Origin of the sequence: Paracoccus sp. DMF (assembly GCF_004407025.1) — a bacterium.
Classification (GTDB): Bacteria; Pseudomonadota; Alphaproteobacteria; order Rhodobacterales; family Rhodobacteraceae; genus Paracoccus; species Paracoccus aminovorans_B.
The window spans coordinates 82,918-109,458 of the sequence record NZ_SOKV02000007.1 but is presented as its reverse complement, the minus strand read 5'-3'; the positions used below and the strand labels follow the sequence as shown (position 1 = coordinate 109,458).

At 68.4% G+C, this 26,541-nt stretch carries 20 protein-coding genes; 8 read left to right on the top strand and 12 right to left on the bottom strand.

Going from position 1 to position 26,541, the window contains the following annotated elements; genetic code table 11:
• Nucleotides 1-74 precede the first annotated feature (74 nt).
• Entirely contained in the window at nt 75-1,532 is a 1,458-nt protein-coding gene (locus tag E3D03_RS06185) for a 2-isopropylmalate synthase (protein WP_263566234.1), read from the bottom strand.
• A gap of 126 nt (nt 1,533-1,658) precedes the next feature.
• On the opposite strand from E3D03_RS06185, the gene E3D03_RS06180 reads away from it, so the two are divergent.
• Together E3D03_RS06180 and E3D03_RS06175 are read left to right on the top strand one after the other, a co-directional pair.
• The gene (locus tag E3D03_RS06180) at nt 1,659-3,329 is read left to right on the top strand and encodes an NAD+ synthase (protein WP_263566233.1); all 1,671 of its coding nucleotides are present in this window, start codon (nt 1,659-1,661) and stop codon (nt 3,327-3,329) included.
• Between the two features lie 285 nt (nt 3,330-3,614).
• Nucleotides 3,615-4,748: a Hint domain-containing protein gene (locus tag E3D03_RS06175; RefSeq protein WP_263566232.1), complete on the top strand. Its 1,134-nt coding sequence runs from the start codon at nt 3,615-3,617 to the stop codon at nt 4,746-4,748.
• 58 nt (nt 4,749-4,806) lie between these two features.
• On the opposite strand, the gene pncB is transcribed toward E3D03_RS06175, so the two are convergent.
• Together pncB and pncA are read right to left on the bottom strand one after the other, a co-directional pair.
• On the bottom strand, nt 4,807-6,117 hold the full coding sequence (pncB, locus tag E3D03_RS06170) for a nicotinate phosphoribosyltransferase (RefSeq protein ID WP_263566231.1): 1,311 nt from the start codon (nt 6,115-6,117) through the stop codon (nt 4,807-4,809).
• Nucleotides 6,114-6,710 carry a bifunctional nicotinamidase/pyrazinamidase gene (gene pncA, locus E3D03_RS06165; protein WP_062563418.1) on the bottom strand — a complete coding sequence of 199 codons (597 nt, stop codon included), beginning with the start codon at nt 6,708-6,710 and terminating at the stop codon, nt 6,114-6,116. The genes pncB and pncA overlap by 4 nt, the downstream gene beginning before the upstream one ends.
• 97 nt (nt 6,711-6,807) lie before the next feature.
• Between pncA and E3D03_RS06160 the strand changes: the two genes are divergently transcribed.
• The 3 genes from E3D03_RS06160 to E3D03_RS06150 all read left to right on the top strand — a co-directional run bounded on the left by E3D03_RS06160 (nt 6,808) and on the right by E3D03_RS06150 (nt 9,852).
• Nucleotides 6,808-7,704, top strand: a complete 897-nt coding sequence (locus E3D03_RS06160; RefSeq protein WP_263566230.1) for a rhodanese-related sulfurtransferase — start codon at nt 6,808-6,810, stop codon at nt 7,702-7,704.
• 259 nt (nt 7,705-7,963) lie between these two features.
• The gene (locus E3D03_RS06155; RefSeq protein WP_263566229.1) at nt 7,964-8,566 is read left to right on the top strand and encodes an outer membrane protein; all 603 of its coding nucleotides are present in this window, start codon (nt 7,964-7,966) and stop codon (nt 8,564-8,566) included.
• Between the two features lie 137 nt (nt 8,567-8,703).
• Nucleotides 8,704-9,852 (top strand): calcium-binding protein, encoded by a 1,149-nt coding sequence (locus tag E3D03_RS06150; protein ID WP_263566228.1) that lies wholly within the window; start codon nt 8,704-8,706, stop codon nt 9,850-9,852.
• 23 nt (nt 9,853-9,875) lie between these two features.
• Here the strand turns inward: E3D03_RS06150 and E3D03_RS06145 are convergent, their stop codons facing one another.
• From E3D03_RS06145 to E3D03_RS06130, 4 genes are all read right to left on the bottom strand, one after another.
• The gene (locus E3D03_RS06145; RefSeq protein WP_263566227.1) at nt 9,876-12,158 is read right to left on the bottom strand and encodes an NADP-dependent malic enzyme; all 2,283 of its coding nucleotides are present in this window, start codon (nt 12,156-12,158) and stop codon (nt 9,876-9,878) included.
• Nucleotides 12,159-12,238: 80 nt separating this feature from the next.
• The gene (locus E3D03_RS06140) at nt 12,239-13,600 is read right to left on the bottom strand and encodes an oligosaccharide flippase family protein (protein WP_263566226.1); all 1,362 of its coding nucleotides are present in this window, start codon (nt 13,598-13,600) and stop codon (nt 12,239-12,241) included.
• Nucleotides 13,600-15,084, bottom strand: coding sequence for a GumC family protein (locus E3D03_RS06135; protein ID WP_263566225.1), 1,485 nt, complete (start codon nt 15,082-15,084; stop codon nt 13,600-13,602). Before E3D03_RS06135 ends, E3D03_RS06140 begins: the two co-directional genes overlap by 1 nt.
• Before the next feature lie 49 nt (nt 15,085-15,133).
• On the bottom strand, nt 15,134-15,817 hold the full coding sequence (locus E3D03_RS06130) for a chromosome partitioning protein (RefSeq protein ID WP_263566224.1): 684 nt from the start codon (nt 15,815-15,817) through the stop codon (nt 15,134-15,136).
• Nucleotides 15,818-16,138: 321 nt separating this feature from the next.
• On the opposite strand from E3D03_RS06130, the gene E3D03_RS06125 reads away from it, so the two are divergent.
• Nucleotides 16,139-16,966, top strand: a complete 828-nt coding sequence (locus tag E3D03_RS06125; RefSeq protein WP_263566223.1) for a glycosyltransferase — start codon at nt 16,139-16,141, stop codon at nt 16,964-16,966.
• Here the strand turns inward: E3D03_RS06125 and E3D03_RS06120 are convergent.
• The gene (locus E3D03_RS06120; protein ID WP_263566222.1) at nt 16,963-17,730 is read right to left on the bottom strand and encodes a hypothetical protein; all 768 of its coding nucleotides are present in this window, start codon (nt 17,728-17,730) and stop codon (nt 16,963-16,965) included. The two genes, E3D03_RS06125 and E3D03_RS06120, sit on opposite strands and share 4 nt — an antisense overlap.
• 305 nt (nt 17,731-18,035) lie before the next feature.
• On the opposite strand from E3D03_RS06120, the gene E3D03_RS06115 reads away from it, so the two are divergent.
• Complete coding sequence (locus tag E3D03_RS06115) at nt 18,036-18,737, top strand: sugar transferase (protein WP_062563409.1); 702 nt, start codon at nt 18,036-18,038, stop codon at nt 18,735-18,737.
• Nucleotides 18,738-18,743: 6 nt separating this feature from the next.
• Here the strand turns inward: E3D03_RS06115 and E3D03_RS06110 are convergent, their stop codons facing one another.
• Nucleotides 18,744-19,022, bottom strand: coding sequence for a hypothetical protein (locus E3D03_RS06110; protein WP_263566221.1), 279 nt, complete (start codon nt 19,020-19,022; stop codon nt 18,744-18,746).
• 107 nt (nt 19,023-19,129) lie between these two features.
• On the opposite strand from E3D03_RS06110, the gene E3D03_RS06105 reads away from it, so the two are divergent.
• Complete coding sequence (locus E3D03_RS06105; RefSeq protein ID WP_263566273.1) at nt 19,130-20,326, top strand: glycosyltransferase; 1,197 nt, start codon at nt 19,130-19,132, stop codon at nt 20,324-20,326.
• Here the strand turns inward: E3D03_RS06105 and E3D03_RS06100 are convergent.
• From E3D03_RS06100 to E3D03_RS06090, 3 genes are read right to left on the bottom strand one after another with little or no spacing between them, the layout of a single operon-like run.
• Complete coding sequence (locus E3D03_RS06100) at nt 20,307-20,930, bottom strand: 4'-phosphopantetheinyl transferase (protein WP_263566220.1); 624 nt, start codon at nt 20,928-20,930, stop codon at nt 20,307-20,309. The two genes, E3D03_RS06105 and E3D03_RS06100, sit on opposite strands and share 20 nt — an antisense overlap.
• Nucleotides 20,927-25,561: a MupA/Atu3671 family FMN-dependent luciferase-like monooxygenase gene (locus E3D03_RS06095; protein WP_263566219.1), complete on the bottom strand. Its 4,635-nt coding sequence runs from the start codon at nt 25,559-25,561 to the stop codon at nt 20,927-20,929. The genes E3D03_RS06100 and E3D03_RS06095 overlap by 4 nt, the downstream gene beginning before the upstream one ends.
• The gene (locus E3D03_RS06090) at nt 25,558-26,541 is read right to left on the bottom strand and encodes a glycosyltransferase family 2 protein (RefSeq protein WP_263566218.1); all 984 of its coding nucleotides are present in this window, start codon (nt 26,539-26,541) and stop codon (nt 25,558-25,560) included. Before E3D03_RS06090 ends, E3D03_RS06095 begins: the two co-directional genes overlap by 4 nt.

The following is a 26,541-nucleotide window of genomic DNA, read 5'->3' as shown; positions in this document are numbered from 1 at the left end:
CGTCCGCCGCGAAGCGACTCAAGACCGCATCCGGCGCGGGCCAGCGCGCGGATGCCGGGTGCGGCCGCTTCGACCTACTGCTCCACGGTCCCCTCGGGCTCCTCCGGCACCGCGCCCTCGGGCGTCGCGCCTTGCGGGGCTGCACCCTCGGTCGGCACCGCAAGCCGGTTGTCCTCCCATTCGCCCGAGGCCACCTCGCCCGTCGCATAGCGCATCACGCCCGCGCCCTGGCGCTTGCCCATGACGAAATGGCCGGTGTAGACGTCGCCGTTGGCATAGGTGGCCACGCCCTCGCCGTCGATCTCGCCTTGCTTCCACAGGCCCTCGTAGCGGAAGCCGTCGGGCGCGATCAGCCGGCCCTTGCCCTGCCGCAGCCCGTCCACGAAGGAACCGTCATAGGTCGTGCCGTCGGCATAGGTCGCCTGGCCCTGGCCGTGGCGCTGGCCGTCGCGCCAGGCGCCGTTGTAGACATAGCCGTCGGGATAGGTCATGCGGCCCTGCCCCTCGTTCCGGCCGCGCTTGAAACCGCCTTCGTAGACCAGGCCATTGGCATATTTCGCCACGCCCTGGCCCTCGATCACCCCGGCCAGCCAGTCGCCGTCATAGGTGGCGCCGTCGGGATAGGTGATGAGCCCGCGCCCGTCCGGCATGTCGGCCTTCAGCGCGCCCTCGTAGACCGAGCCGTCGGGGTAGGTGATGCGGCCTAGCCCCTCCATGCGGCCCTCGACCCAGTCGCCGGAATAGACATAGCCGTCGGTGCCGGTGAAGGTGCCCACGCCCCAGCGCTTGTCGGCGCGGAAATCGCCCTCGTAGCGGTCGCCGTTGGCGAAGGTGGCGATGCCCTTGCCCTCGCGCCTGCCATTGGCAAAGCGGCCATCGTAGCTGTCGCCCGAGGGCTGGACCAGCTTGCCCTGCCCCGCCATCTGCCCGGCCGACCAGCCACCGTCATAGGACAGCCCGTCCGGCATGGTCAGCTTGCCCTGGCCGGAACGCTGGTCGGCCTTCATCCCGCCCTCATAAGCGGCGCCGTCGGGATAGGTGATCTTGCCGAAGCCCTCCTTGACTCCGGCCTTCCAGTCGCCCTCGTAGCGATAGCCGTTGGGCTGGGTCAGCACGCCCTTGCCGTCATGCAGCGCGTTGACAAAGCCGCCCTTGTAGATCGAGCCATTGGCGTAATGCGCCTCGCCCTGGCCGGTGATCTGGCCGTCCAGCCAGTCGCCCTCGTAGGTGCCGCCGTCGGCATAGGTGATCTTGCCCTTGCCGCTGGGCTTGCCCTTGGCGAAGGCGCCTTCGTAAACCGAGCCATTGGGGAATTTCGCCACGCCCTGGCCCAGGATCTCGCCCTCGACCCAGTCGCCGGTGTATTCATAGCCCGAGGGCAGGCGATAGGTGCCGCGGCCGTGCTGCTTGCCGTTGCGGAAGGTGCCCTCATAGACGCCGCCGTCGTCGTATTGCTTGGTGATGACGGATTGGGCGGCGGCCACGCCGCTGCCGGCCAGGATCATCGCGCATGCGAAAATGGCTGCCTTCATGGACCTGCCTCCGCCTCTTGTTCGTTCTTTCGGCAAGGGTTTACCGCATGGGCCGGCCGGCGCAAAGCCGACTTTTCCTTTGCCGCGCCCTCGCCTATCACAGGGATCAAAGCCGAAGGACGCACCATGACCGATACGTTCCGCATCACGCTGGCACAGCTGAACCCCACCGTCGGCGACCTGCCGGGCAATGCCGCCAAGGCCCGCGATGCCTGGCAGCAGGCGCGCGCGGCCGGGTCCGACATGCTGGTGCTGCCCGAGATGTTCATCACCGGCTACCAGACCCAGGACCTGGTGCTGAAGGCCGCCTTCACCCAGCAGGCCATGGCCGAGATCGAGACGCTGGCCTGCGACTGTGCCCAAGGCCCCACCATCGGCATCGGCGGCCCCTTTGCCGAAGGGGACCGGCTCTACAATGCCTATTGGGTCTTGCAGGACGGCCGGGTCGCCGCCCGCGTGCTGAAGCACGAACTGCCGCACAAGCAGCTTTTCGACGAATGGCGGCTGTTCAACGTCGGGCCGATCTCGGGCCCCTACCGCGTGGGCGGCGTCCGCATCGGCAGCCCGATCTGCGAGGACGCCTGGTGGCCCGAGGTCGCCGAGACCCTGGCCGAGACCGGGGCCGAGATCCTGATCGTGCCGAACGGCAGCCCCTACCACCGGGGCAAGCTGGACCTGCGCATGGGCCACATGGTCGGTCGCGTGGTCGAGACCGACCTGCCGCTGGTCTATCTGAACTCGGTCGGCGGCCAGGACGACCAGCTCTATGACGGCGCCAGCTTCGTGCTGAACCCGGGCAGGACCGGCGGCGCCGACAAGGTCGTGCAGCTGGCGCCCTTCGACGAACAGATCGTGCATGTCGACTTCACCCGCACGCCCGATGGCTGGCGCGCGGTGCCGGGGCCGATGGAGCACCAGCCCGACGAATGGGAGCAAGACTATCGCGCCATGACCGAGGGGCTGCGCGACTACATGCGCAAGTCCGGATTCCGCAAGGTGGTGCTGGGCATGTCGGGCGGCATCGATTCGGCGCTGGTCGCGACCATCGCCTGCGACGCCATCGGGCCGCAGAACGTGCGCTGCGTGATGCTGCCCAGCGAATACACCTCGCGGGCCAGCCTTGACGATGCCGCCGATGCCGCGACCCGGCTGGGCGCGCGGCTGGACACGGTGCAGATCGAGGGCGCCCGCGACGCGGTCGGCGCGGCGCTGGCACAGCTGATGGAGGGGACGAAACCCGACACGACCGAGGAGAACATCCAGTCCCGGTTGCGCGGCGTGATGCTGATGGCGATCTCGAACAAGTTCGGCGAGCTTCTGCTGACCACCGGCAACAAGTCCGAGGTCGCGGTGGGCTATGCCACGATCTATGGCGACATGGCCGGCGGCTACAACCCGATCAAGGATCTGTACAAGACCCGGGTGTTCGAGACCTGCCGTTGGCGCAACCGCAACCACCGCCCCTGGATGCAGGGCCCGGCGGGCGCGGTGATCCCGCCGCAGATCATCACGAAACCGCCCTCGGCCGAGCTGCGCCCGGACCAGAAGGACCAGGACAGCCTGCCGCCCTATGAGGTGCTGGACGCGATCCTGGAGGGGCTGGTCGAGAAGGACCTGGCGCTGAAGGACCTGGTCGCCCAGGGCTTCGACGCCGAGACGGTGAAGAAGGTCGAGACGCTGCTTTATGGCAGCGAATGGAAACGCTACCAGGCGGCGCCCGGCCCGCGAATCTCGACCAAGGCCTTCTGGCTGGACCGGCGCTATCCGCTGGTCAACCGCTGGCGCGACCGGCTCTAGGGTCGCATCCCGGGTGACGCCACGTCATGCCGGCGCCGGCATGGCGTCATTTCCGACATCACCCTGATATCGCGATGGAAAATTTGACCGATCATTAAAATCCTGTCGATTTGGACAGGTATCTAAACTTGCAGGCATTCCCTAGCTATCCAGCCGTGCCCCGCGTTGCCTATCCTTGGGGCAGGACGTGATGCAGGACCGGATGTTCCGGGACGCGCATGACTGAATGGTTCACTGGTATCGACCCTCCCCGTCGGAGGGTCTGTTAATGATGAGGGTCTGCTTATGCCGACAACGACGACGATTCGCGTCATTTCCCTGGGCACGCATCGCGACCTGGACAGCAACGAGCGCTATCTGGGCGCGGAACGGGCCGGCGAACTGGTCGGCACCACCTTCGGCAGCGCGGATGACCCGCTGGCCCGCAGCATTACCCCGGTCACGCTGAACGACGGCAACGGCAACCGGTCCATCGGCTTCGACGGCCCGCACGGCAGCCCGCGCGGCGAATACGTGCTGCATGACGGCGTGCGCTACAACCTCGACTCGGGCATCATCTATTCCGGCACCGTCACCTATATGGACGGCACGACCGCCAGCAACGTCCCGCTGCGTATCCTGCAGGCGACCGATGGCACGCTGGCGCTGGTGCCGCCGCCCAGCAACGCCTCGCAGGCCGAAATCCAGGGCGTGACCAGCAAGGCGATCCAGTCGATCACCCTGACCCGGGTCATCAACAGCAATTTCAACGGGCTCGACACCTCGCGCTATGGGCTGACCGACCCGACATTCGTCTGCTTCCGCAACGGCACGCTGATCCTGACCGCGCGCGGCAATGTCGCGGTCGAGGATCTGCGCGTCGGCGACATGGTGATGACCCGCGACCACGGGCCGCAGCCGCTGCGCTGGATCGGCTCGAAACAGGTGACGCCGGAGCTGCTGCAGCTGTTCCCGAACATGCGCCCGGTGCGGATCCGCGCAGGCGCGCTGGGGGCCGACCTGCCGGCGCGCGATCTTTACGTCTCGCAGCAGCACCGGGTCCTGGTCAGCTCGAAGATCGCCGAGCGCGTGCTGGGCGAGGCCGAGGTTCTGGTCGCCGCCAAGCACCTGACCGGGATCGACGGCATCGAGATCGACGACAGCACCGAGGCGCTAAGCTATTTCCACCTGCTGTTCGACCGGCATGAGATCGTCTGCTCGGAAGGCGCGCAGACCGAGTCGCTGTTCACCGGCCCCGAGGCGCTGAAGGCCGTGCCGCCCGAGGCGCGGGCCGAAATTCTGGCGCTGTTCCCCGAACTGCTGGCCGAGGGCCGGGCGCATGAACCTGCGCGCCGTCTCGGTTCTGGCCGCGAGGGGCGGCAGCTCGCGAAGCGCCATGCCGCAAACGGACGCGAGCTGCAAACGGCGCGGTCGCGCTGAAACTCCAGGCCCCGGACCACCACATGCCGGGGCCTTTTCCCTTCCGTGCCCGCCGCGTTCAGACCAGCACGTCCTGGCGCTGCTGCTGGCCGACGCCGAACACGCGCTTGTAGCGGGCGATTTCCTCGGCCGGGCCGGTGGCCTTCTCGGGGTTGTCCGACAGTTTCACCGTCGGCCGGCCATCCGCCGCCACCGCCTTGCAGACCAGCGAAAACGGCGCCAGCCCGTCGCCCGGCACCAGCCCGCGGAAATCATTGGTCAGCAAGGTGCCCCAGCCGAAGCTGACCTTCACCCGGCCGCGGAAGCGCCGGAACAATTCGCGGATCTTGTCCACGTCCAGCCCGTCCGAGAAGATGATCAGCTTGTTGCGCGGATCCTCGCCCCGCTCCTGCCACCAGCGGATCGCGGTTTCGGCCCCCTCGGCCGGGTCGCCGCTGTCGACGCGGATGCCGGTCCAGCCCGCCAGCCAGTCCGGCGCATGCTCCAGGAAACCCTTGGTGCCATAGGTATCGGGCAGGATGATGCGCAGCATGCCGTCATGTTCTTCTTGCCAATCGGCGAGGACGCGATAGGGGGCCTGGCGCAATGCCTCGTCCGTATCGGCCAGCGCGGCATAGACCATGGGCAGTTCGTGGGCGTTGGTGCCGATGGCCTCGATGTCGCGGCGCATGGCGATCAGGCAGTTCGAGGTGCCGATGAAGCGCTGATCCCCCAGCCCCTCATACATCGCCTGCACGCACCAGTCCTGCCACAGGAAGCTGTGCCGGCGCCGGGTGCCGAAATCGGCGATGCGCAGCTCGGGACCAAGCTCCCGCAGCTGCTCGATCTTTTCCCACAGCCGCGCCATGGCGCGGGCATAGAGCACCTGCAGTTCAAAACGCCCCATGTCCTTCAGCACCGCGCGCGAACGCAGCTCCATGATGATGGCCAGCGCCGGGATCTCCCACAGCATGACCTCGGGCCAGCGGCCTTCGAAGGTCAGCTCATACTGGCCGTCGCGCTTTTCCAGCTGATAGGCGGGCAGGCGCAGGTTCTCCAGGAACTCCATGAAGTCCGGGCGGAACATCTGGCGCTTGCCATAGAAGGTATTGCCGCGCAGCCAGGTGCTTTCGCCGCGCGTCAGCGACAGCCCGCGGACATGGTCAAGCTGTTCGCGCAGCTCGCCCTCGTCGATCAGCTCGGCCAGGCGGATGGACCTGGTGCGGTTGATCAGGCTGAAGGCGACATGCGTGTCGGGCCGATTGCGGAAAACCGACTGGCACATCAACAGCTTGTAGAAGTCGGTATCGATCAGCGACCGCACGATCGGGTCGATCTTCCACTTGTGGTTATAGACGCGGGTCGCGATATCGACCGTCGGTATCATCATGCCAAAGTCACTCCCGCCTGGCGCATCCTCTCGCGGGCTGCCTCGCGCGAGCCGTCCAGGTCGATGGCGCGGGTGGCTTCCTCGATCACCGTGGCGCGAAAGCCCAGCCGCGCCGCGTCCATGGCCGACCAGGCAACGCAGAAATCATGCGCCAGGCCGACGAAGGCCAGCTCGGTCAGGTCGCGCTCGCGCAGATAGCCGGCCAGGCCGGTCGCGGTGCGGTGATCGTTCTCGTAAAAGGCGGAATAGCTGTCGATCTGCGGCCGGAATCCCTTGCGGATCACCAGATCGGCGCAATCGACGGCCAGCGCCGGATGGAACCCCGCCCCCGGGCTGCCGATGACGCAATGCGCCGGCCACAGCACCTGCGGGCCATAGGGCATCGCGACCTCGGAAAAGGCGGTCGCGCCGGGGTGGTTGTCGGCAAAGCTGGCGTGGTCATGCGGGTGCCAGTCCTGGGTCAGCACCACGGCGTCGTAATCCGCCATCAGGTCGTTGATCCCGGCCACGATCTCATCCCCGCCCGCCACGGCCAGCCGGCCGCCCGGGCAGAAATCCAGCTGCATGTCGATGACGATCAAGGCCTTGGGCATGGCTTTGCTCCTGCTTTGACGAAAGTCGTAGGCGGGTGGGCCGGGGGCGTCAATGCCGCAACTTGATCCGGGCCCCACGCGGCGCTAAGGCCAAGCCATGCTGACCGTCGCCGCGCTTTACCATTTCACCCGCTTCCCCGACCCGGCCGCGCTGAAGCCGCCGCTGGCGAAATGCGCCTGCACGCATGGCGTCAGGGGCACGCTGCTGCTGGCGCCCGAGGGCATCAACGGCACCATCGCCGGCACGCGCGCAGGGATCGACGCCGTGCTGGCCCATATCCGCGCCCTGCCCGGCTGCGCCACCCTGGAATGGAAGGAAAGCCCGGCCGAGACCATGCCCTTTGGCCGCATGAAGGTGCGGCTGAAGCGCGAGATCGTCACCATGGGTCAGCCCGACGTGGACCCGACCGCCGGCGTCGGGCGTTATGTCGCACCATCGGACTGGAACGCGCTGATCCAGGCCCCGGACGTGGCGGTGATCGACACCCGCAACGATTACGAGGTCGAGATCGGCAGCTTTGCCGGCGCCGTCGATCCCGGCACCCGCAGCTTTCGCGACTTTCCGGAATGGTGGCGCCAGAACCGCGACCGCTTTGCCGGCAAGCGGATCGCCATGTTCTGCACCGGCGGTATCCGCTGCGAGAAATCGACCAATTTCCTGCTGGGCGAAGGCGTGCCGGAGGTCTTTCACCTGAAGGGCGGCATCCTGAAATACCTCGAGGACGTGCCCGAGGCCGAAAGCCTGTGGCAGGGCGAATGCTTCGTCTTCGACAAGCGCGTCAGCATCATCCACGGCTTGCGGCCGGGGCGCCACGGCCTCTGCCACGCCTGCCGCCGGCCGCTGGCGCCCGAGGATCGCGCCCGCCCGGAATACGAGCAAGGCGTCAGCTGCCACCGCTGCGCCGGCGAATATTCCGAGGCCGACCGCGCCCGGTTCCGTGAACGCCAGCGTCAGGCCGCGCGCGGCGAATGTTTCGGCGAGCCACAGGACTAGGCTTTCAGAAACATTCGGTTACGCCCGGCAAGGTGTTGAAAATAATAAAATTACCCGCTTCACGTCCGCTCAAATCTGCTTGAGCGGCTAAGCCGTTCTTCCTGCGGCATTTCCCGCCGACACCCAAGGGCCGCCGGTCACCGGCTGACACTTGTCCGTGCTGCGGCGCCGCAAAAGCTTCCATCCGGCGGGGGTGGTGCTAGGCATGGGGGCCGAGGGATCTGGGCCAGACCGGCCCGCAAGAAATGGAGAACTCACAATGAAAGCAATTGGTTACGCAACCCTTGTCTCGCTGATCGCCGGCGGGGCCTATGCCGGGGGCTATGTCGCCCCGGTGGTCGAGCAGCCCGTTATTGCCCCGGTCGAGATGATCGCGCCGGCCCCGGTCGGCAACTGGGACGGCTTCTATGCCGGTCTGCAATACGGCAAGGGCTCGGGCGATCTGGGCGACCGCGGCGCGCTGCCGGACTTCGGCGATTTCGACGCTTATGGTCTGCATGCCGGCTACCAGAGGGGCTTCAACAAGTTCGTCCTGGGCGGCGAGCTGGACTATAACAAGGTCTCGCCCGACGAGAACTACAGCGACGGCGACATGACCCGGCTGCGGCTGCGCGCCGGCTATGACGCCGGCAAGTTCCTGCCCTATGTCACGCTGGGCGCCGCCAAGCTCGACACCGACGAATTCTCGGACACCGGCATGACCTATGGCCTGGGCGTCGACTACAAGGTCGCCGAGCACTTCACCGTCGGCGCGGAATACACCCGCAACGCCTTCAAGGACGTGCTGCAGGACAGCGCCGGCGTGGACGGCAACGACCTGGACATGGACCTGGTGCAGGTCCGGGCGTCCTACAAGTTCTAAGACCAGGCGGCGGGCGCGCCTTGCGGTGGCGCCCGCCCTGCCCGCTGCATGACCGGCAGCCGGCGCAATCACAGGCTCGTTTTCACAGAATGCCTTCGCTAGGTTCGGGATGAGACATTCATTCCGACAGGCATTTCATGACGATCTTCATTAACGGCACCGCCGGCAACGACCGGCTGCGGGCCGAGAGCACGTTCCCCTATCGCGAGACCATCGTCATCAACGGCCTGGCCGGCAATGACATATTGACCGGCAGCTTCCTGAACCCGAACGCGCTTTACGGCGGCGCCGGTCGCGACACGCTGGAGGGCGGCGCGGCGACCAATCTGCTGGACGGCGGTCTGGGCGACGACCTGCTGCGCGCCTGGCAGGGCACCGGGAACGTGCTGCGCGGCGGGGCCGGCAACGACCTGCTGACCGGCGGCAACCAGGGCAGCCGCCTGGATGGCGGCAGCGGCAGGGACACCATGGCGGGCGGCGCGGGCGGCGATGTCTATGTGGTGGATTCCACGCTGGACCAGATCCGCGAAAGCTATGTGCCCCGCTATCCTGGCGACCCCAATCCGCCCGACCAGGTGCAAAGCTGGATCAGCTGGACGCTGGGCGCCAGGCTAGAAAACCTGGTGCTGCTGGGCCATGGCGCGACCAACGGCACCGGCAACGGCCTGGCCAATCTGATCGTCGGCAACGGCGGCAGCAACCTGCTGTTCGGCGCAGCCGGGGCGGATACGCTGGAGGGCGGCCAGGGCCGTGACACGCTGGACGGCGGCGCCGGAGTCGACACGCTGCGGTTTTCCGACGCGGGACCCGTGCAGGTAAACTTGGGGGCGAGCGGGCCGCAGGCGACGGGCTTCGGCCTCGACACCATCCGCAATATCGAGAACGTGCTGACCGGCGCCGGCAACGACATCCTGACCGGCAATGCGCTGGCCAATACCCTGACCTCCGGTGCGGGAAACGACCGGATCGCCGGGATGGGCGGCCATGACCGCCTGTTCGGCCAGGCCGGCGCCGACCGGCTGCGCGGCGGCCTGGGCAATGACACGCTGCACGGCGGCCCGGGAGCCGACAGCTTCGTCTTCGCCAGAGGCGACGGCACCGACCGGATCCTGGACTTCGTCGATGGCCAGGACCGCATCGTCATCGAATCCGGGGCCGAGCGCTTTGCCGACCTGCGCATCACCGACCTGGGCGCCGATGTGCGGATCAGCTTTGGCAATGTGGTGATCGTGCTGGCGAACATCGACCACCACCTGCTGACGGCGCAGGATTTCCTGTTCGCCTGAAGGCGCGGGCCGGCCCGGGCTGGTTACTTCACCTGGCCCAGCCGGCCGGCCGCGATGGCCGCCATGTTCAGGATGTCGTTCACGGTCGAGCCGGTCGAGCAGATCTGGATCGGCTCGGGCACGCCGGTCAGGATCGGGCCGACCACCGTGGCGCCGGCCATTTCCTGCAACAGCTTCACCGAGATCGAGGCCGAGTGCCGCGCCGGCACCACCAGCACGTTCGCGGGGCCAGTCAGACGCGAGAACGGGTATTTCGCCGCCTGCGACGGGTTCAGCGCCACGTCCACGGTCATCTCGCCCTCATATTCGAAATCGACCTTGCGGGCGTCCAGCACCTCGGTCGCATGGGCCATCTTCACCGCGCGCTCGCTGACCGGATAGCCGAAGTTCGAGAAGGACAGGAACGCCACGCGCGGCTCGATGCCCAGGCCGCGTGCGACATGGGCGCCGCGGGTGGCGATATCGGCCAGATCCTCGGCCTCGGGCCATTCGTGGACCAGCGTGTCGCCGATCAGGATCACGCGGCCGTTGTGCAGGACCGTGGTGATGCCGACCGCGCCCGCCGCCGGAGTCACGTCATAGACCATGCCGATCTGCGCCAGCACATGCGCGTTCTTGCGCGTGGCGCCGGTCACCAGCCCGTCGCCATGGCCATGCGCCAGCATCAGCGCGGCAAAGACATGCCGGTCGCGGTTCGCGAGCTTGGCCGCATCCTCGCGGTCATAGCCCTTGCGCTGCAGCCGGGCATAGAGCGTCTCGTGATACTGGTCGAGATGGCGCGAATTGCCGGCATTGACCACGGTGATCTCGCGGGCGGCGTCACTCAGGCCGGCGGCGTCCAGCTTTTCCTTCACATCGGCCTCGCGCCCGACGACGATGGACTGGCCCATGCCGCCGCGCTGCCAGGCGACGGCGGCGCGCAGCACGCGCGGGTCGTCGCCCTCGGCAAAGATCATCCGGGCCTGGGCCTGGCGGGCGCGGGCATGGATGCCCTGCAGGATGGCGGCGGTCGGGTCCATGCGCGCCTTCAGCGACTGGACATAGCCCTCCATGTCGATGATCGGCCGGCGGGCGACGCCGGTGTCCATGCCGGCCTTGGCCACCGCCGGGGGAATGACGTGGATCAGCCGCGGGTCGAAGGGCGTCGGGATGATGTAGTCGCGGCCGAATTGCAGCTTGCGGCCATAGGCCACGGCGACCTCGTCCGGCACGTCCTCGCGCGCGAGCTTCGCCAGGGCCTCGGCGCAGGCGATCTTCATCTCGTCGTTGATGGCGCGGGCGTGGATGTCCAGCGCGCCGCGGAACAGATAGGGAAAGCCCAGGACGTTGTTGACCTGGTTCGGATAGTCCGAGCGCCCGGTGGCGACAATGGCGTCGGGGCGCACGGCATGCGCCTCTTCCGGGGTGATCTCGGGGTCGGGGTTCGCCATGGCGAAGATGACCGGGTTCTCGGCCATCGAGGCCACCATGTCCTGCGTCACCGCCCCCTTGGCCGAAACGCCCAGGAACACGTCGGCGCCCTTCATCGCGTCTTCCAGCGTCCGGGCCTCGGTCACCACGGCATGGGCCGATTTCCACTGGTTCATGCCCTCGGTGCGGCCCTGCCAGATCACGCCCTTGGTGTCGCACATGATGCAGTTCTCATGCCGCGCGCCCATGGATTTCAGCAGTTCCAGGCAGGCGATGCCCGCCGCGCCGGCGCCGTTCAGGACGATGCGCACATCCTCGATCTTCTTGCCCGACAGCTCCAGCGCGTTCAGCAGGCCCGCCGCGCAGATCACCGCCGTGCCGTGCTGGTCGTCATGGAACACCGGGATGTCCATCAGCTCCTTCAGGCGCTGCTCGATGATGAAGCATTCCGGCGCCTTGATGTCCTCGAGGTTGATGCCGCCGAAGGTCGGACCCATCAGCCGCACGGCATTGATGATCTGATCCGGGTCCTCGGTGTCCAGCTCGATGTCGATGGCGTTCACGTCGGCGAAGCGCTTGAACAGCACCGCCTTGCCCTCCATCACCGGCTTCGAGGCCAGCGCGCCCAGGTTGCCAAGCCCCAAAATCGCGGTGCCGTTCGAGATCACCGCGACCATGTTGCCCTTGACGGTATAGTCATAGGCGGTCTCGGGCCGTTCGGCGATGGCCTCGACCGGCACGGCGACGCCGGGGGAATAGGCAAGCGACAGGTCGCGCTGGGTCGCCATCGGGGTCGAGGCCACGATGTCGTATTTGCCCGGCCGGGGCTCCAGGTGATAGGCCAGAGCCTCTTCCCGCGTGATGCGGGACTTGCGCGGGGTGTTGTCGTCGCTCATCCGGTCCTCCTCGTGGCGTGGCCTATGCCATAGCGCCCGGGCCGCGGCGACCGGAAGGGGTAAAATGCTTGAAGCTGATCCTAGGGATGCAGGGCAGCCGCGATGGTATGCTGGTGCCCGGTCAGCGCCGCCGCGATGGCCGTCAGCGCGACCAGCGCCGCGACGGCGTCATGGCGCGGATCCCAGCAGCCGTGCCGGCGCGCCAGCCAGACCGTGACCGGATAGCACAGGATCTGCGACAGGCCCTGCCCGACCAGCAGCCCCGGCAGGCCGTAGAACCAGGCCCCGGTCGCGACCAGCGTGAAATAGATCGCCGCCCGCAGCGACTGCATCACGAAGAAGCCGCGCGAATCCCCGGCGGCCAGCGCCGAGAATTCATAGCTGATCGGGATCACCTGCAGCATCTGGATACAGGCGATGGCCACAAGGATGCCGCCCGCCGCCGCATAGCGCGGGTCGTAAAGCAGTCCGACCAGCGGCGGCCCGGCCCAGGCCAGCACCACCGCCGCGACCAGCAAGAGCGCGGACAGACCGGCGCGGGTGCGGGCCAGGATGCGGGCGTTCTCGCGGCTCTCGGCCGGCGGGTGCTGGCGATACATCGGGATGAACAGCCGGCTGGCGATGGAATTGCCCAGCATCATCGGCACCGTCGCCAGGAACAGGCCGATGTTGTAGATGCCCAGCTGGTGCAGCGTCAGCACCCGGCCCAGGATGATGCGGTCACCCTGGAACAGCAGGAAGCCGCAGATGGTGCTGAAGAAGATCCATTTGCCGAAATGCATCACCTCGGCGCGGGCCTCGGGCTCCAGCCGGAAGCGGTTGCGGTGGCCGGGCAGGAACAGGCGGAACATCAAGAGCTGCGCGAAGGCGCCCAGCACATTGCCCCAGACCAGCGCCCAGACCGAATTCAGGATCAGCGCCGCCGCGATGGTGATCAGGATGCCGATCAGCTGGTTGCCAAGCTCGATCACCGTCAGCCGGCCCAGTTGCAGGTGGCGGGCGGCGCTGTCGATGCGGGTGGGCAGGAAGCCGCCCACGATCATCGAGGTGGCCGCGACCGGGAACACCCAGCCGAACAGCGGTGCGTCGTAGAACAGCGACAGCGGCCAGGCCATCGCCATGGCGGCGGCGAAGATCAGGAAGCCGCGCACGATCTTCAGCGTCCAGATCGTGTCCAGGAAATCCGGATCGTCGCCGCGTTTGCTTTGCATGATCGACGGGCCGAAGCCCATGTCGCTGAACATGCTGAGCCCGATCAGGAAGCTGGTGACCAGCGCCATCAACCCGAAATCGTCCGGGCTGAGGATGCGGGTCAGGATCAGGTTCGAGCCCAGCCGCATGATCTGGCCCAGGCCGAAATTGGCCATCGACCAGGCGCTGCTGCCCAGGGCGCGCGAGGCCAGCGTCTTGCGCGCCGGTTCGGAGGTGGTGGCGTCGCTCATCAGCCCATCCCGTCGGTCGGCGTCGGCACGACGCCCGGCGAGGGCAGGCCGGGGATCTTGCCCAGCAGCCACAGCGCCACCAGCGCGCCCACGACCAGAAGGACGACCAGATAGACCTGCCGCAGCCGGCGGGCGTGCAGGTCTTCGGGCGACAGCCGATAGGGCAGCGCGATCACCGGCCGGGTGCCGGTGGCGCGGGCGAATTGCGTGGTGCGGCGCAGCACCGGGTTCAGCAGCTCCAGCACGAAGGCCACCATCATCGCCAGCGCGAAGCTGCCGCCGACGCCCATCACCGCGCTTTTCTTGCGGTTCGACAGCGCCGGATATTCCGGCGGCAGGGCGCGCTCCAGCAGCACGAAGCGTTCGGTCTGGTCGTTTTCCATCAGCATCTGCTGGGTCTCGACCTGGGCCAGCTGGCGCGAGATCTCGTTATAGCGGTCCTGCAGGCGGCGCTGCTCGCGCTGCATCGCCTCGAGCTCGCGGGTGACCTGCGGCACGCGGGCGCGGGCGCGATCGATCTCGATGCGGCGGGTCTCGAAACCGGCCTTCTGCTGGTTCAACTGCAGCAATTGCGCGTCGATCAGCTCGGCCTGGCGGCGCACCACGTCCGAGCCGCCCGAGCCGCCGCCGCTGTTCAGCCGCTGCAGGTTGTCCTCGAGCCGCTTGATCTCGGGGTGGTCGGCGGCCAGCGTGCGCCGGGCCTGCGCCAGTTCGATCTCGGCCGAGCGGATCTGCTGCACCAGCGAGGCCGAGGGCCGGGCATCGGCGCCGGCGCCCGCCTCGAGCGACAGCCGCTCGCGTTGCAGGTCCATGATGCTGCTGTTCAGCGTGGTTTCCATTTCGCTCAGCTGGGCGAGTTCGGTCTGCAGGAAGGTCTGCGAGCTGGGCAGCGCGTCCTCGTTGCGGGCGCTGTATTCGACGACCTTGCGCTCCTGCGCCGAAAGCTGCTCGTTCAGCCGCGCCTCCTCGCCGCGCAGATAGTCCTGCGATTCCAGGATGCGGGCCTTGCGGTTCTCGCGGTCGCGGTTGACGACGCTGTCGGCGAAGTCATTGGCGATGGCCGCGGCCATGTTCGCCGTCTCGGCCTGCGAGGTGATGACGATGGCGGCCAGCGCCAGCCGGGAATCCACCGAGACGCCGGGCGCGGTGATGCTCTCGATCCGGGTCGAGTTGCGCAGCGCCACCAGCTTTTCCGTCTCGCTGAGGCCGGGCGTGTCGGCGAAAAGCCCCAGCCGCTGGATGACGTCACGCAGGTTGGCGCGCGCCATCAGCCGCTGCTCGATCAGCTGCACCCGGCGCGAGGCGGGCAGCGAGCTGTCGGCGCCCTGGTCCATCACCGCCGGCATGTCGAGCTGGATCACCGCCGAAGCCTGGTAAACCCGGGGCGAGGAGACGATCAGATAGAACGACACCAGCACGCCCAGCACCATGATCGTCATGACCAGCGGCAACCGCCGCCAGACCATCGAGATCAGATCCTGCAAGGATTGAATCGGTCCCAAAATCCTGAACCCTTAAAGCAAACTCATGAAATCAATCTTCGGATTTGTTCAGCACCACGCCCATCACGGGCGGCATGCCGACCAGCAGCCGCTCGGCCTCGGTCATACGGGCGGCGGTGCCCTTGCGGCCGTCGGCGACCAGCAGCAGCGCATCGGCCAGCGGCAGCGCGGCCAGCGCCGCGTCCTCGCCCAGAAGCGGCGCGGTGTCCAGGATCACCATCTCGGCCGGGTGGCGGTCGTGCAGGCGCTGCATGGCCTGGACCAGCGTCTCGTCCTGCAACAGCTCGGCGGCGCCGGGCTCGGCGCGTTCGGGGGCCAGCACGGCGAGGTTCGGCGCCTCGTCCACCCGCGACAGCAGCTTGTCGAGTTCGCCGCTGTCGCGCAGCACCGGCGCCAGGGCGCCGCAACCGGGCACGCCCAGTTCCCGCGCCACGCTGGGCGTGCCCAGGTCCAGGTCGAGCAGCGCCACCTTGGTGTGCGGCTGGCGCGCCAGGGCCAGCGCCAGATGCACCGCGACATAGGTGCCGCCGGCGCCCGGCGTCACCGGCACCACGGCGAGCTTGCTCCAGCCGCGGCTGCGCATCTCTTGCAGGATGCGGGTGCGCAGCAGCGAAAAGCGCTGCGCGATGATGCGGGCATGTTTCGCGTCCGAGGCCGCCAGCGCCGCCTCGCGCCGGACGAACCGGCTCGAGACCTTGCCGCGCGCGTCGGACAAAGCCTCGTCTTCCGGCGTCCTGTCCGGGCTGTTTCCTGTCGCGGGCTTCAAACCTGTGGCCCCTCTGCCTCTGGTGGAACGCGGCCGCTCCTGGCTATGCCGCCTGCCGTGACTTTCATGGCAGCGGCATGGTAGCGTCCGCGCCATGAAGGCCACAACCGAAAACACGCCGGATCACGACAATGCGCCGCATTTCGCGGCTAAGCCTGACCTTTTGGACAGCCCATGCCGCAGCGCGGCATCGACCCCGCCGCGCCGCACCCGGCGCCAAGGCCGCCCCTGCCCCCGAATCAAGGCGGCAGCAACCCTGACACGAGCCCGATGACGCCCTGCACCATCATCCTGCCCGCCCATGACGAGGCGGATTACATCGACGCCTGCCTGGACCACCTGCTGGCCCAGGACCATGCCGGCCCGGTGGCCGTCGTGGTCGTGGCCAATGGCTGCAGCGACGACACCGCCGCCCGCGCCCGCGCCCGAGCGCCGCAATGCGCCGCGCGCGGCTGGTCGCTGCGGGTCGAGGAACTGGCCCAGGGCGGCAAGATCGGCGCGCTGAACCATGGCGACGCCTGCGCCGGGCCAGGGGTGCGGCTCTATCTGGACGCCGACATCCACATGGGGCCGCGGCTGCTGTCGGGCATCATGCGCGTCCTGGACGTGGCCGAGCCGCGCTATGCCGGCGGCCGGCTGGTGGTGGCACCGGCGCGCAGCCCGGTGTCGCGCGCCTATGCGCGGTTCTGGCAGAAGCTGCCCTTCGTCGCCCAGGGCGTCACCGGCGCCGGGCTGTTCGCGGTGAACGCGGCCGGCCGGGCGCGCTGGGGGGAGTTCCCGCAGATCATCTCGGACGACACCTTCGCCCGGCTGCAATTCGCGGAATCCGAGCGGTTCCTGGTCGACGAGCCCTATCAATGGCCGCTGGTCGAGGGCTTTTCGCCGCTGGTCCGGGTGCGGCGCCGCCAGGACATGGGCGTGGCCGAGATCGCCCGGTGCTTTCCCGACCTGCCCGCCCGCCAGGGCCATGTCCGGCCGGGTCGCGGAGAGCTTTTGCGGCTGGCGGCCGCCGATCCGCTGGGCTTCGCCGCCTATGCCGCCGTCGCCCTGGCCGTGCGGCTGGGCCGCAACCGGCAGGGCTGGGCGCGCGGCCGCTAGTCGCGAAACGCCTGCACCGTCTCCCAGGCCAGGCGCTGCAAGACCTCGGCCTGGGCCCGCGGCACCTCGGGGTAAGGTCCGCCGCCGCCGGGAATCTGGTTGGTCAGCCCGACCGGGCTTTTGCCGGTCAGCGCGGCATAGTGGATCATGGCGACGTAATAGAAGCCGCCCGCCTCGGTCGGGTGGATGTCGTCGCGAAAGAAGTCGCGGATCGAGCGCGCGCCCGGCACCTGCCCCGCCGCGATGGCGTCATGCAGCCGCACCATGCCCAGCCCGGCCGGGATCAGCCGCATCGGTTGGGCGCCCGCCGGTCGGTCGCGATTGACCTCGGCCAGGATCTGCTGCCATTTCGGCAGGTCCGCCAGAATGCGGTCGCGCCAGGGCCGGGTCGCGCCGGGCTCGATATAGTCCCAGGTCTGGTAGAGCCAGGGCTGCACCTCGGGATTGCCCTGCCGCGCCAAGTCCAGCCAGCGGGCGGCATAGCCGGCGCTGTCGTGATATTCCATCGCCGGCCCCAGCGGCACCCGTTCGGTCAGGACCAGCGTGTCGATGGGATGATTGGGCAACCAGGCGCGCGCGTCGACACCCTGGGCGTGGCGCGACTCGGTCCATTGCAGCTGCAACGGGGCACCGTTCAGGATCTGCATCTCGACCGGCCGGCCCAGCAATTGCTGCATCATCCCCGGCACCGTCGGGCTGACCAGGCTGTGGCCGATGTAAAGCGCCGAAACCCCTTCGAGCAGAAATTGAAACAAGCTAGGCATTATTCAACCGAGGGTTGCTATATTGGACAAACCGAATATGGCATGAAGGAATTGAACGCACCATCATTTTCAACCCCAAGTTGCCGATGAAAGAGTTTATCCGCGTTCCTGTTGTGAGGCGCTTAAAACCTTATGAAACGCTAAGGAAAGTTAACCCTAGGGAAGGCGCGCGGGACCATCGGGAAATCTGCCGCAAGCCATTGAAAATAAACAAACCTATACTTTTCGTCAGTCGGCTGTTTCGTTCTAGTTTTATTAAAATGCAAGGCTATACTGCCGCTTGTAGTGATTAGGACGGGTTTATCATGCGGCACAGTGCAGATTTCCATATCGAGTCGATTGATTCGGTGCTGCAAGCCTCCCCCAACAGCGCGGCCATTGCAGAGCCCACGGGGATCAGTTCATTTTATGCACGCTTTTTGAAGCGCCCGCTGGACATCACCTCGGTGCTGCTGGCGGCGCCGATCGTATTGCCGCTGGTGCTCCTGCTGGCGGTCGTGATCCTGTGGAACGGCGACAAGCCCTTTTACACGCAGCTGCGCGTCGGCCGCTCGGGCCGCAGCTTCCGGCTGTGGAAGCTGCGCACCATGGTCGAGGACGCAGACCTGCGCCTGGCCGAATATCTGGCCGCGAACCCCGAAGCCAAGGCCGAGTGGGATTCGACCCAGAAGCTGAAGCAGGATCCGCGCATCACCAAGACCGGACATTTCCTGCGCAAGACCTCGCTGGACGAGCTGCCGCAGCTGTGGAACGTGTTCCGCGGCGACATGAGCGTCGTCGGCCCGCGGCCGATGATGCTGGAACAGGCGCAGCTCTACCCCGGCGCGGATTACTATCACCTGCGGCCGGGCGTGACCGGGCTGTGGCAGATCTCGGATCGCAACGACAGCACCTTCGCCGCCCGCGCCACCTTCGACGCGCGCTATGCGGCCGATCTCAGCCTGGCGGGCGATCTTGGCATCATCGCCAAGACCGTGGGCGTGGTTCTGCGCTGCACCGGATACTGAGACGGATCAGCCCCGCCCGGGCTGCATGCCGTGGTGATCGAGACATCTGGCGCGCCGCCATGCGACGAACAGCGTGGCGGCGGTTCCACTGACCGAATACAGCAGCAGCCCGCCCCAGAAGGACAGGTCCAGAGCCCAGACCCCGACCCCCGTGCTGAACAGCGCCACCGCGATGCCTATGGTCAGAATCCCGATCAGGGGTTTTCTCCACAAAATTCCATGCTCTCCTGCCACAATAGTGCCAAATAAAACCCGAATCGCCAGATAAACTTTGGTCTGGCGCAAGCTGACTACTGCATATCCGCTCATTCTTTACTAAAAATCAGCATAATCCAGCCGAAATGCCGCAAGTTTCCCGCGGCGATAGGATTTTTTTCTTGAAGGGACGGCACTTGCGAATCGGCTATCTGGTCAACACCTACCCCCGTCCCTCGCACAGTTTCATCCGGCGCGAGATCGCCGCGCTCGAGGCGCGGGGCTTTGACATCCACCGCATGGCGATGCGCGGCGACGCGCAGGCGCTGAGCGATCCGGCCGATCTGACCGAACATCAGCGGACCGAGCGGGTGCTGGATGCCGGCGGCAAGCGGCTGCTGCTGGGCTTGGCACGGCAGGCGCCGGGCCAGTTGCGCACGGCACTGCGCCTGGCGCGACAGCGCGCGAAGGCCGGCGAATCCAGCCTGGCCCGGCAGATGATCTACATGGCCGAGGGCGCCTATGTCGCCGCCCGCGCCCGGGCGCTGGATCTGCGCCATATCCACGCGCATTTCGGCACCAATTCGGCCCGCGTCGCCGCTTACGCCCGGATCTTCGGCGGCCCGCCCTTCAGCTTCACCGTGCATGGCCCCGAGGAATTCGACAATGTCCTGCCGCTGGACCTGGGCGGCAAGCTGGCGCTGGCGGATTTCTGCGTCACCGTCAGCAGTTACGGCCGCTCGCAGATGTATCGCTGGGCCGCCCCGGGCGACTGGCCCAAGCTGCGGGTGGTGCATTGCGGGCTGGACCTCGCGCGCTGGGCCGATCCGGCCCCCCTGCCCCCGGGCCCGTTCCACATGGTCGCCGTCGGCCGCTTTGCCGAGCAGAAGGGTTTCGGCCTGCTGATCCGCGCCTTCGCCCTGGCCTGGCGCCAGGATCCGGCGCTGCGGCTGTCTTTGGTCGGCGATGGCGAATTGCGCGGCCAGATCGAAAGCCTGATCGCCGCCGAGGGCATGGGCCAGGCCGTCACCCTGCTGGGCTGGCAGGACGAAGCCGGCGTGCGCGCCGCGATGAATGCCGCCCATGCGCTGGTCACGCCCAGCTTTGCCGAGGGCCTGCCCGTGGTCATCATGGAGGCGATGGCCTGCGCCCGCCCCGTCATCGCCACCTATATCGCCGGCATCCCCGAACTGGTCCGGCCCGGGCAAGAGGGCTGGCTGGTCCCCGCCGGCGATGCCGAGGCCCTGGCCGCCACCATGCTGGAAGCCGCCGCGACCCCGGCCGAGCGCCTTGTCGCCATGGGCGCCGCGGCCCGGGCGCGGGTCTGCGCCCGGCATGACATCGCGGAATCGGCGCGGCTTCTGGCCGAGTGCTTCAGCCGTTCCACAGGCTGATCGCCAGCCAGCAGCCGGCCGCCCGGCCCCAGCGCCCGCCGATCAGCCGGTCGCCCAGGCAGCCGCGAAACCGCGGGCCGCGCAGCACCAGCGGCACGTCGCGGAAATCCAGCATGCGGCCGGTCAGCGGGTATTGCGCCTTGAACATCGCCTCCTTGGCGCAAAAGGCCAGCAGCGGCGGCAGGTCGTCCGCGGCACGCCAGGGCATCACCATCTCGCCCAACCCCTCGGGCGGCGCGCGGTCGCAAGGCTCCAGGTCGACCCCCGGCCCCGGCGCCCCGGCGGGGGCCGCGACCGCGATGCAGTAATCGCCGCTATGCGACAGGCTGGCGCGGATGCCCGGCGGCAGGTCGGGCTGGCGGTCCGGCCGCATGGCGATGGGCCGCGCGGCGGGCAGCTCGTGCCCGGCCGCGTGAATTGCCGCGCGCAAGGCCATGCGGCCCAGCGCGAACTCGCGCCGGCGTTTCGGCACGGCGCGCGCCATGGCCCCGGCCTCGGCTGGCAGCAGCGGCGCGGGCTCCTGCGTCAGCGGCAGCACCGCGCAAGCATAGCCCGCGGGCATGAGGCCCAGCGCCAGCTTGCGCAGCGCCTCGGCGCCGCTCAATGCCCGCCGCGCAATTGTGCCCGCAGCGCCCGGCGCCGTGCCATGGCATCGTCGCCGGCCGCGGCCGCCGGCTCGGGCACGGCAACCGGCGCGGCGGCGGCCGCAGAAACCGGCGCCACCGGGCTCTGGTTCGCCGGCGCCAAGCCCGCGACATGCTTGACGAAATCGGCCAGCACCGGGAAGCGGAAGATGTCCGTCACCCCCAGCCGCGGCAGCGCCAGCCGGTCGCGCATGGTGCGATGCAGCTGGATCGCCAGCAGCGAATGCCCACCCAGCGCGAAGAAATTGTCGCGCGGCCCGATCTGCTCGACCCCCAGGGTCTCGGCCCACAGCGCCTGCACGGCGGCGGCCAGATCCTCGCTCGGCGCCGCAGCCGCGGCGGCAGCCGCCGCGGCGGGGGTGGCCTCGATGGCCGCCCCCGGCGCCACCATCGGCGCGACAATCGCCCCCGGCACCGGCAGCTGCTTGCGGTCGATCTTGCGATTCGGCGTCAGCGGCATCTTCTCCAGCCGGATGATGCGGCCGGGCACCATATGGGCCGGCAGATGCGCCAGCAGCGCCTCGCGCAGCGCCTTTTCCGACAGGCCGGCATCGCCGGTGACATAGCCGACCAGCCGCTTGTCGCCGGGAACATCCTCGCGCACCAGCGCCACCGCCTCGCGCACGCCGGCTTCGGCGGCCAGCCGCGCCTCGATCTCGCCCAGTTCGATGCGGAAGCCGCGCAGCTTGATCTGGTGATCGGCGCGGCCGATATAGTCAAGCCCGCCATCCTCGCGCCAGCGCACCAGGTCGCCGGTGCGATACATGCGCGCGCCCCAAGGCGCGGCGTGCCCGGCCGGCACGAAGGGATCGGGCCGGAACGCGCCCGCGGTCAGGTCCTCGCGCTGCCAATAGCCGCGCGCGACGCCATGGCCGCCGATCCACAGCTCGCCCTGCGCCCCCGGAGGCACCGGCACCTGATCGCCGTCCAGCACGTAAAGCTGCGTATTGGCGATGGGCCGGCCCAGGCTCACCTCGGCGGCGTCGGTCAGGTCGGCCACCGTGGACCAGATCGTGGTCTCGGTCGGGCCATACATGTTGAGGACGCGCGCCCGCGTGGCCGCCTTGATCTCCGAGAGTAGCGAGGGCGGCAGCGCCTCGCCGCCGACCATCACGCATTTCAGCCCGGCCATGGCCGCCGCCACCTGCGGGTCCGAGACCAGGATGCGCGCCATGCTGGGCGTGCATTGCAGATGCGTCACCTTCCAGCGCCGGATCTGCGCCGCGATCGAGAAATCGCGCGGGTCCAGCGCCACATCGGCCGGATTGACCGCCGCCCGCAGCCGGGCCAGCATCGGGAAACCGGCCATGACCTGGTCCGGCGCGATGCCATAGTCGATCAGGCAGGCCACCTCGCCCACGCCGATGGTCTTCAGCTGCTCGATCCGGGCGATGGCATCCTCCATCGACCCGAACAGGCCCGAATCCTCGAAATAGCGCAGGAAGGCGAATTCCAGGATGCCGTCCAGCTCGTCCTCGCTGAGCGTGCCCAGGTCGATGGCCATCGGGTTGGTCATGCCCGCCGGCTTGCGGAAGGCCGGGAAATCCCAGGCATATTGCTTGACCAGCGCCGCCGCGCTGCGCAGGTAGTTCTTCATCGGCTCGCGGGCGATCTCGCGCGCGGTCTCGCGATCCTCGGCCAGGCAGGTGTGCAGCATCAGCGTGACGGTGAAATGCGCCGGGTCATGGCCGGCCTCACGCAGCGCCGCGTGATAATCCTTGATCCGCGCCGCGACCGTGTCGATGCTCTGGCCCAAGAGGTGGGTCAGCACGTTCATGCCCAGCCGCCCGGCCTCGACCCAGGTTTCCGGGTTGCCGGCGACCGTCATCCACAGCGGCAGTTCCTTCTGCACCGGGCGCGGCTGCGTCACCACGCCGAACGTGCCGCCGCCGGCGCGCGGAAAGTCGACCTTTTCGCCGCGCCACAGCCGGCGCAGCTGGTCGACGCCCTGGATCAGCGCTGTCTTGTTGTTCGGCGGCGCGTTTTCCGGGCGCAGCACGAAATCGTCCGGTTGCCAGCCCGAGGCGATGGCCAGCCCCGCCCGTCCCGAGGTCAGGTTGTCGATCACCGCCCATTCCTCGGCCACCCGGGCCGGGTGATGCAAAGGCAGCACGCAGCTGCCGGCGCGGACCGAGATGTTCTTCGTCACCGCCGCCACCGCCGCGCCCGAAACCGCCGGGTTCGGATAGGGACCGCCGAAGGCGTGGAAATGCCGTTCCGGCGTATAGACGGCGACGAAGCCGTTCTGGTCGGCAAAGCGCGCGCCCTCCAGCAGCAGCCGGTATTTCTGCGGCCCGGGCCCGTCGTCATTGCCCCAGTAGAACAGGCTGAAATCCATGCCGCCCTGCACCTCGGCGCGCGGATACGCCGGCGCGCTGGACACAGCCAGCCGCGATTCCTCGCCCGCGATCACCAGTTTCAGGCCCCGCGCCAGCGACCAGAAAATCTCCAGCACCGAAATGTCGAAGGACAGGCTGGTCACCGCCAGCCAGGCATCGCCCTCGGCATGCGGGATCACCGCATCCATGCCGGCGAAGAAGTTGGCGACATTGCGATGCTCGACCATCACCCCCTTGGGCCGGCCGGTCGAGCCGGAGGTATAGATCAGATAGGCCAGGTTCCGGGGCGCCACGGCCGAGACCGGCGCCGCGACCATGCCATGCGGCAGGTCGGTCGGAATGGTCACGACCTGCGCGCCATGCGCGGGCAGCCGGTCGGCCATGCCGTCCTGGACCAGCACCACGCGGGCGCCCGAATCCTGGATGTAAAGCTCGATCCGGTCGGCGGGATAATCCGGGTCCAGGGGCACATAGGCGCCGCCGGCCTTCCAGATCGCCAGCGCGCCGATCACCAGCTCGGGCGAGCGTTTCGCGAACAGCCCGACCGGCTGGTCGGGACCGACGCCCATCGCCACCAGCTTCTCGGCCAGCGCATTGGCGGCGCGGTCCAGCTGGCCGCGGGTCAGGCTGTGATCCTCGAAGGCCAGCGCCAGCGCATCCGGGTTCTCGCCGGCCTTCTCGGCGATCAGCTGGTGGATGCAGGCCAGCCGCACCTCGGCCTGGGTGGCGTTGCGGGCGACCAGCAGTTCCTCGCGCTCGGCGGCATCCATCAGGGGAATGTCGCGCAGCGCTGTCGTGGCGGGCAGCGCCAGCCCGGCATCCAGCACCCGGGCCAGCCTTTGCGCCTGCGCGGCCGAGACGCGGGCCGGATCATGGTCCAGCCAGGCGCCGGCTTCGGTCAGGGTCACGGTCAGCGCCGCGCCCGCAACCGGGCCGCGCGCGTCGAGGCTGATCGCCAGGTCCGGCACCGCCACCTCGCGCAATTCCGGCGCGCGGTGCAGCAGGTCGGCCAGGAAGAAACCGCGTTTCGCCTGATCGGCGATCTGGCCCGAGATCGCGGCCCCCAGCTCGGCCAGGGAATGCGCACCGCCGGGCGCCACCGAAAGCGGCTGCCAGTCGGCGACGATCCCCGCCGCCTCGGGCTGGCCCTCGGGCCGCAGCGCCAGGTCGCATTCCGCCTGCCCCGCCAGCCGCGCCAGCAGCGCGGCGGCCAGCGCGATCCGCTCGGGCCCGGCGCCCGGCAGCAGCGCCACCCGCGCGCGGGCGTCCGAGCCCTCGCCCGGCAGCACCGCGGGGTTCATCGCCGCCAGCCGCTTGCGCCACCAGCCGTCATGCCGGGCCGCCTGCGCAGCCAGATCGGTCAGCCGCGCCGCCTCATCCGCCGGCAGCGCCGGGATCACCGCGCCAACCGGCGGCAATGCACCGCGAAAGATCAGCCGGACGGCCGCATCGCCGGCGGCAATGGTCGCCACGTCGCCGTGATGGGCCAGCACCGTGCCCGGCGCGGCCGTCGCCGGCTCGGTCCCGGCCGAGGCCTCCACTGCCAGCACCCGGCCATCCTCCAGCCGGACCTTGGCCTCGGTCAACGGGTTCCAGTAGCCGCCATGGTCAAGGCCACGCACCAGCGCGCAGATCCGCCCGGCCGGCTGGGAAAAGTCGATGATCCCCGCCGCCGCCGGCCGCTTGTCGCGGCCGACATAGCTGCGCGCCGACAGATCCTGCTTCACCCGCTGCGGCCCCGCCCCTTCCAGCTGGGTCACCACATCGGCGAAACTCTCGGCGCCGCGGGCAAAGCAGCGCGCGTTCAGCGTCAAGGCGGTGTCGTCCGGCCGCAGGTCGAACAGGGTCTGCGACAGGATGTCGCCCTCGTCCACGCCGCCTTCGATCAGGTGCCAGGTGATGCCGTGCTGCGGCTCCTGCCCGATGATCGCCCAGACCGGCGCGTTCAGCCCCGCCAGCCGGGGCAGCGGGCCGTCATGGAAATTGATCGCGCCCCGCGTTCCGCGCGCCAGCATCTCGGGGCGCAGGATCGACAGGTTGGCGACGCTGAACAGCCAGTCCGCCGCCGGTGCACCCACCGGCACCGGCGCGTCCTGGTCCTCGACCGCCAGCCCGGCGCCCATCGCCCAGTCGCGCAGGTCGGGATTGCGCGTCACCACCGCGACGATGCGATGGCCGCGCGCCAGCAGCGTCTCGGCCGCGTGGCGCATCAGAGATTCGTTACCCACCAGAATCGCGGAAAACTGCGTCATGGCTTACCCTTTTCAACATGCACGGGCTTTGGCTGCGAACGAAGCGCGTGGCGCGTCAGATGCGACAGATGACCCTTGGGCCCATCCGGCCTGCGCCCCGACAACAGGCAGCGCAGGCGAAACAGCCCCGCGCCCCCCAGATGCGCGATCGTGGCCCAAAGCGCGCCCGACCGCCCATGGTGTTTCTCGAAATAGCGCCGCCGCGAGTCGTACCAGTAATCCGGCGCGCGCTTCCATTCCTTCATGCCGGTGCTGACCGAACCGATATGCAGCACCAGGCTTTCGACCACGTAATGCGTCTGCCAGCCCGCCAGCGCCGCGCGGCGGCACAGGTCGGTTTCTTCGTAATAAAGGAAGAACCCCTCGTCGAAGAGGCCGATTCGGTCCAGCACGTCCATGCGGATCATCATCGACGCCCCGGCCGACCAGTCCACGCGACCCGATGTCTCGGGCTGCGGCAGCGCCACGATCTTGCGCCGCAGCAGGCGCGAGATCGGGCCGGTGCGGCTTTCCGATTCGAACTCGGCCGCCGCCGAGGGAAAGCGAAAGGCGGTGCTGTGCGGCACGTCGTCGGTGCCGCGCAGGCGCGAGCAGGCGATGCCGGCTTCGGGATGCGCGCCCAGGTAATCGACCAGCGCCCGGATCGCGCCCGGCTGCGCGATGGCGTCCGAGTTCAGCAGATAGACCAGGTCCGGCCGCCGCCCATCCGGCAGGCCTTGGCGGATGCCGTGGTTGTTGCCGGCGCCATAGCCGCCGTTCCAGCCCGACTGCACCACCGCGACCCGGTCGGCCGGCCAGCCGCGCGCGGCCACGCCGGCCTGCAAGGCCTCGAAACTGCCGTCGCCGGAATCATTGTCGACGATGGTCACGCCGCCATCCAGCCCCTGCAGTTCCCGCATGGCGGATTCGGCGGCCTGCAAGGACATCTCTGGCGTGCGCCAGTTGAGCACGACGACCTGGACGCTGGGATTGCCGTTCAT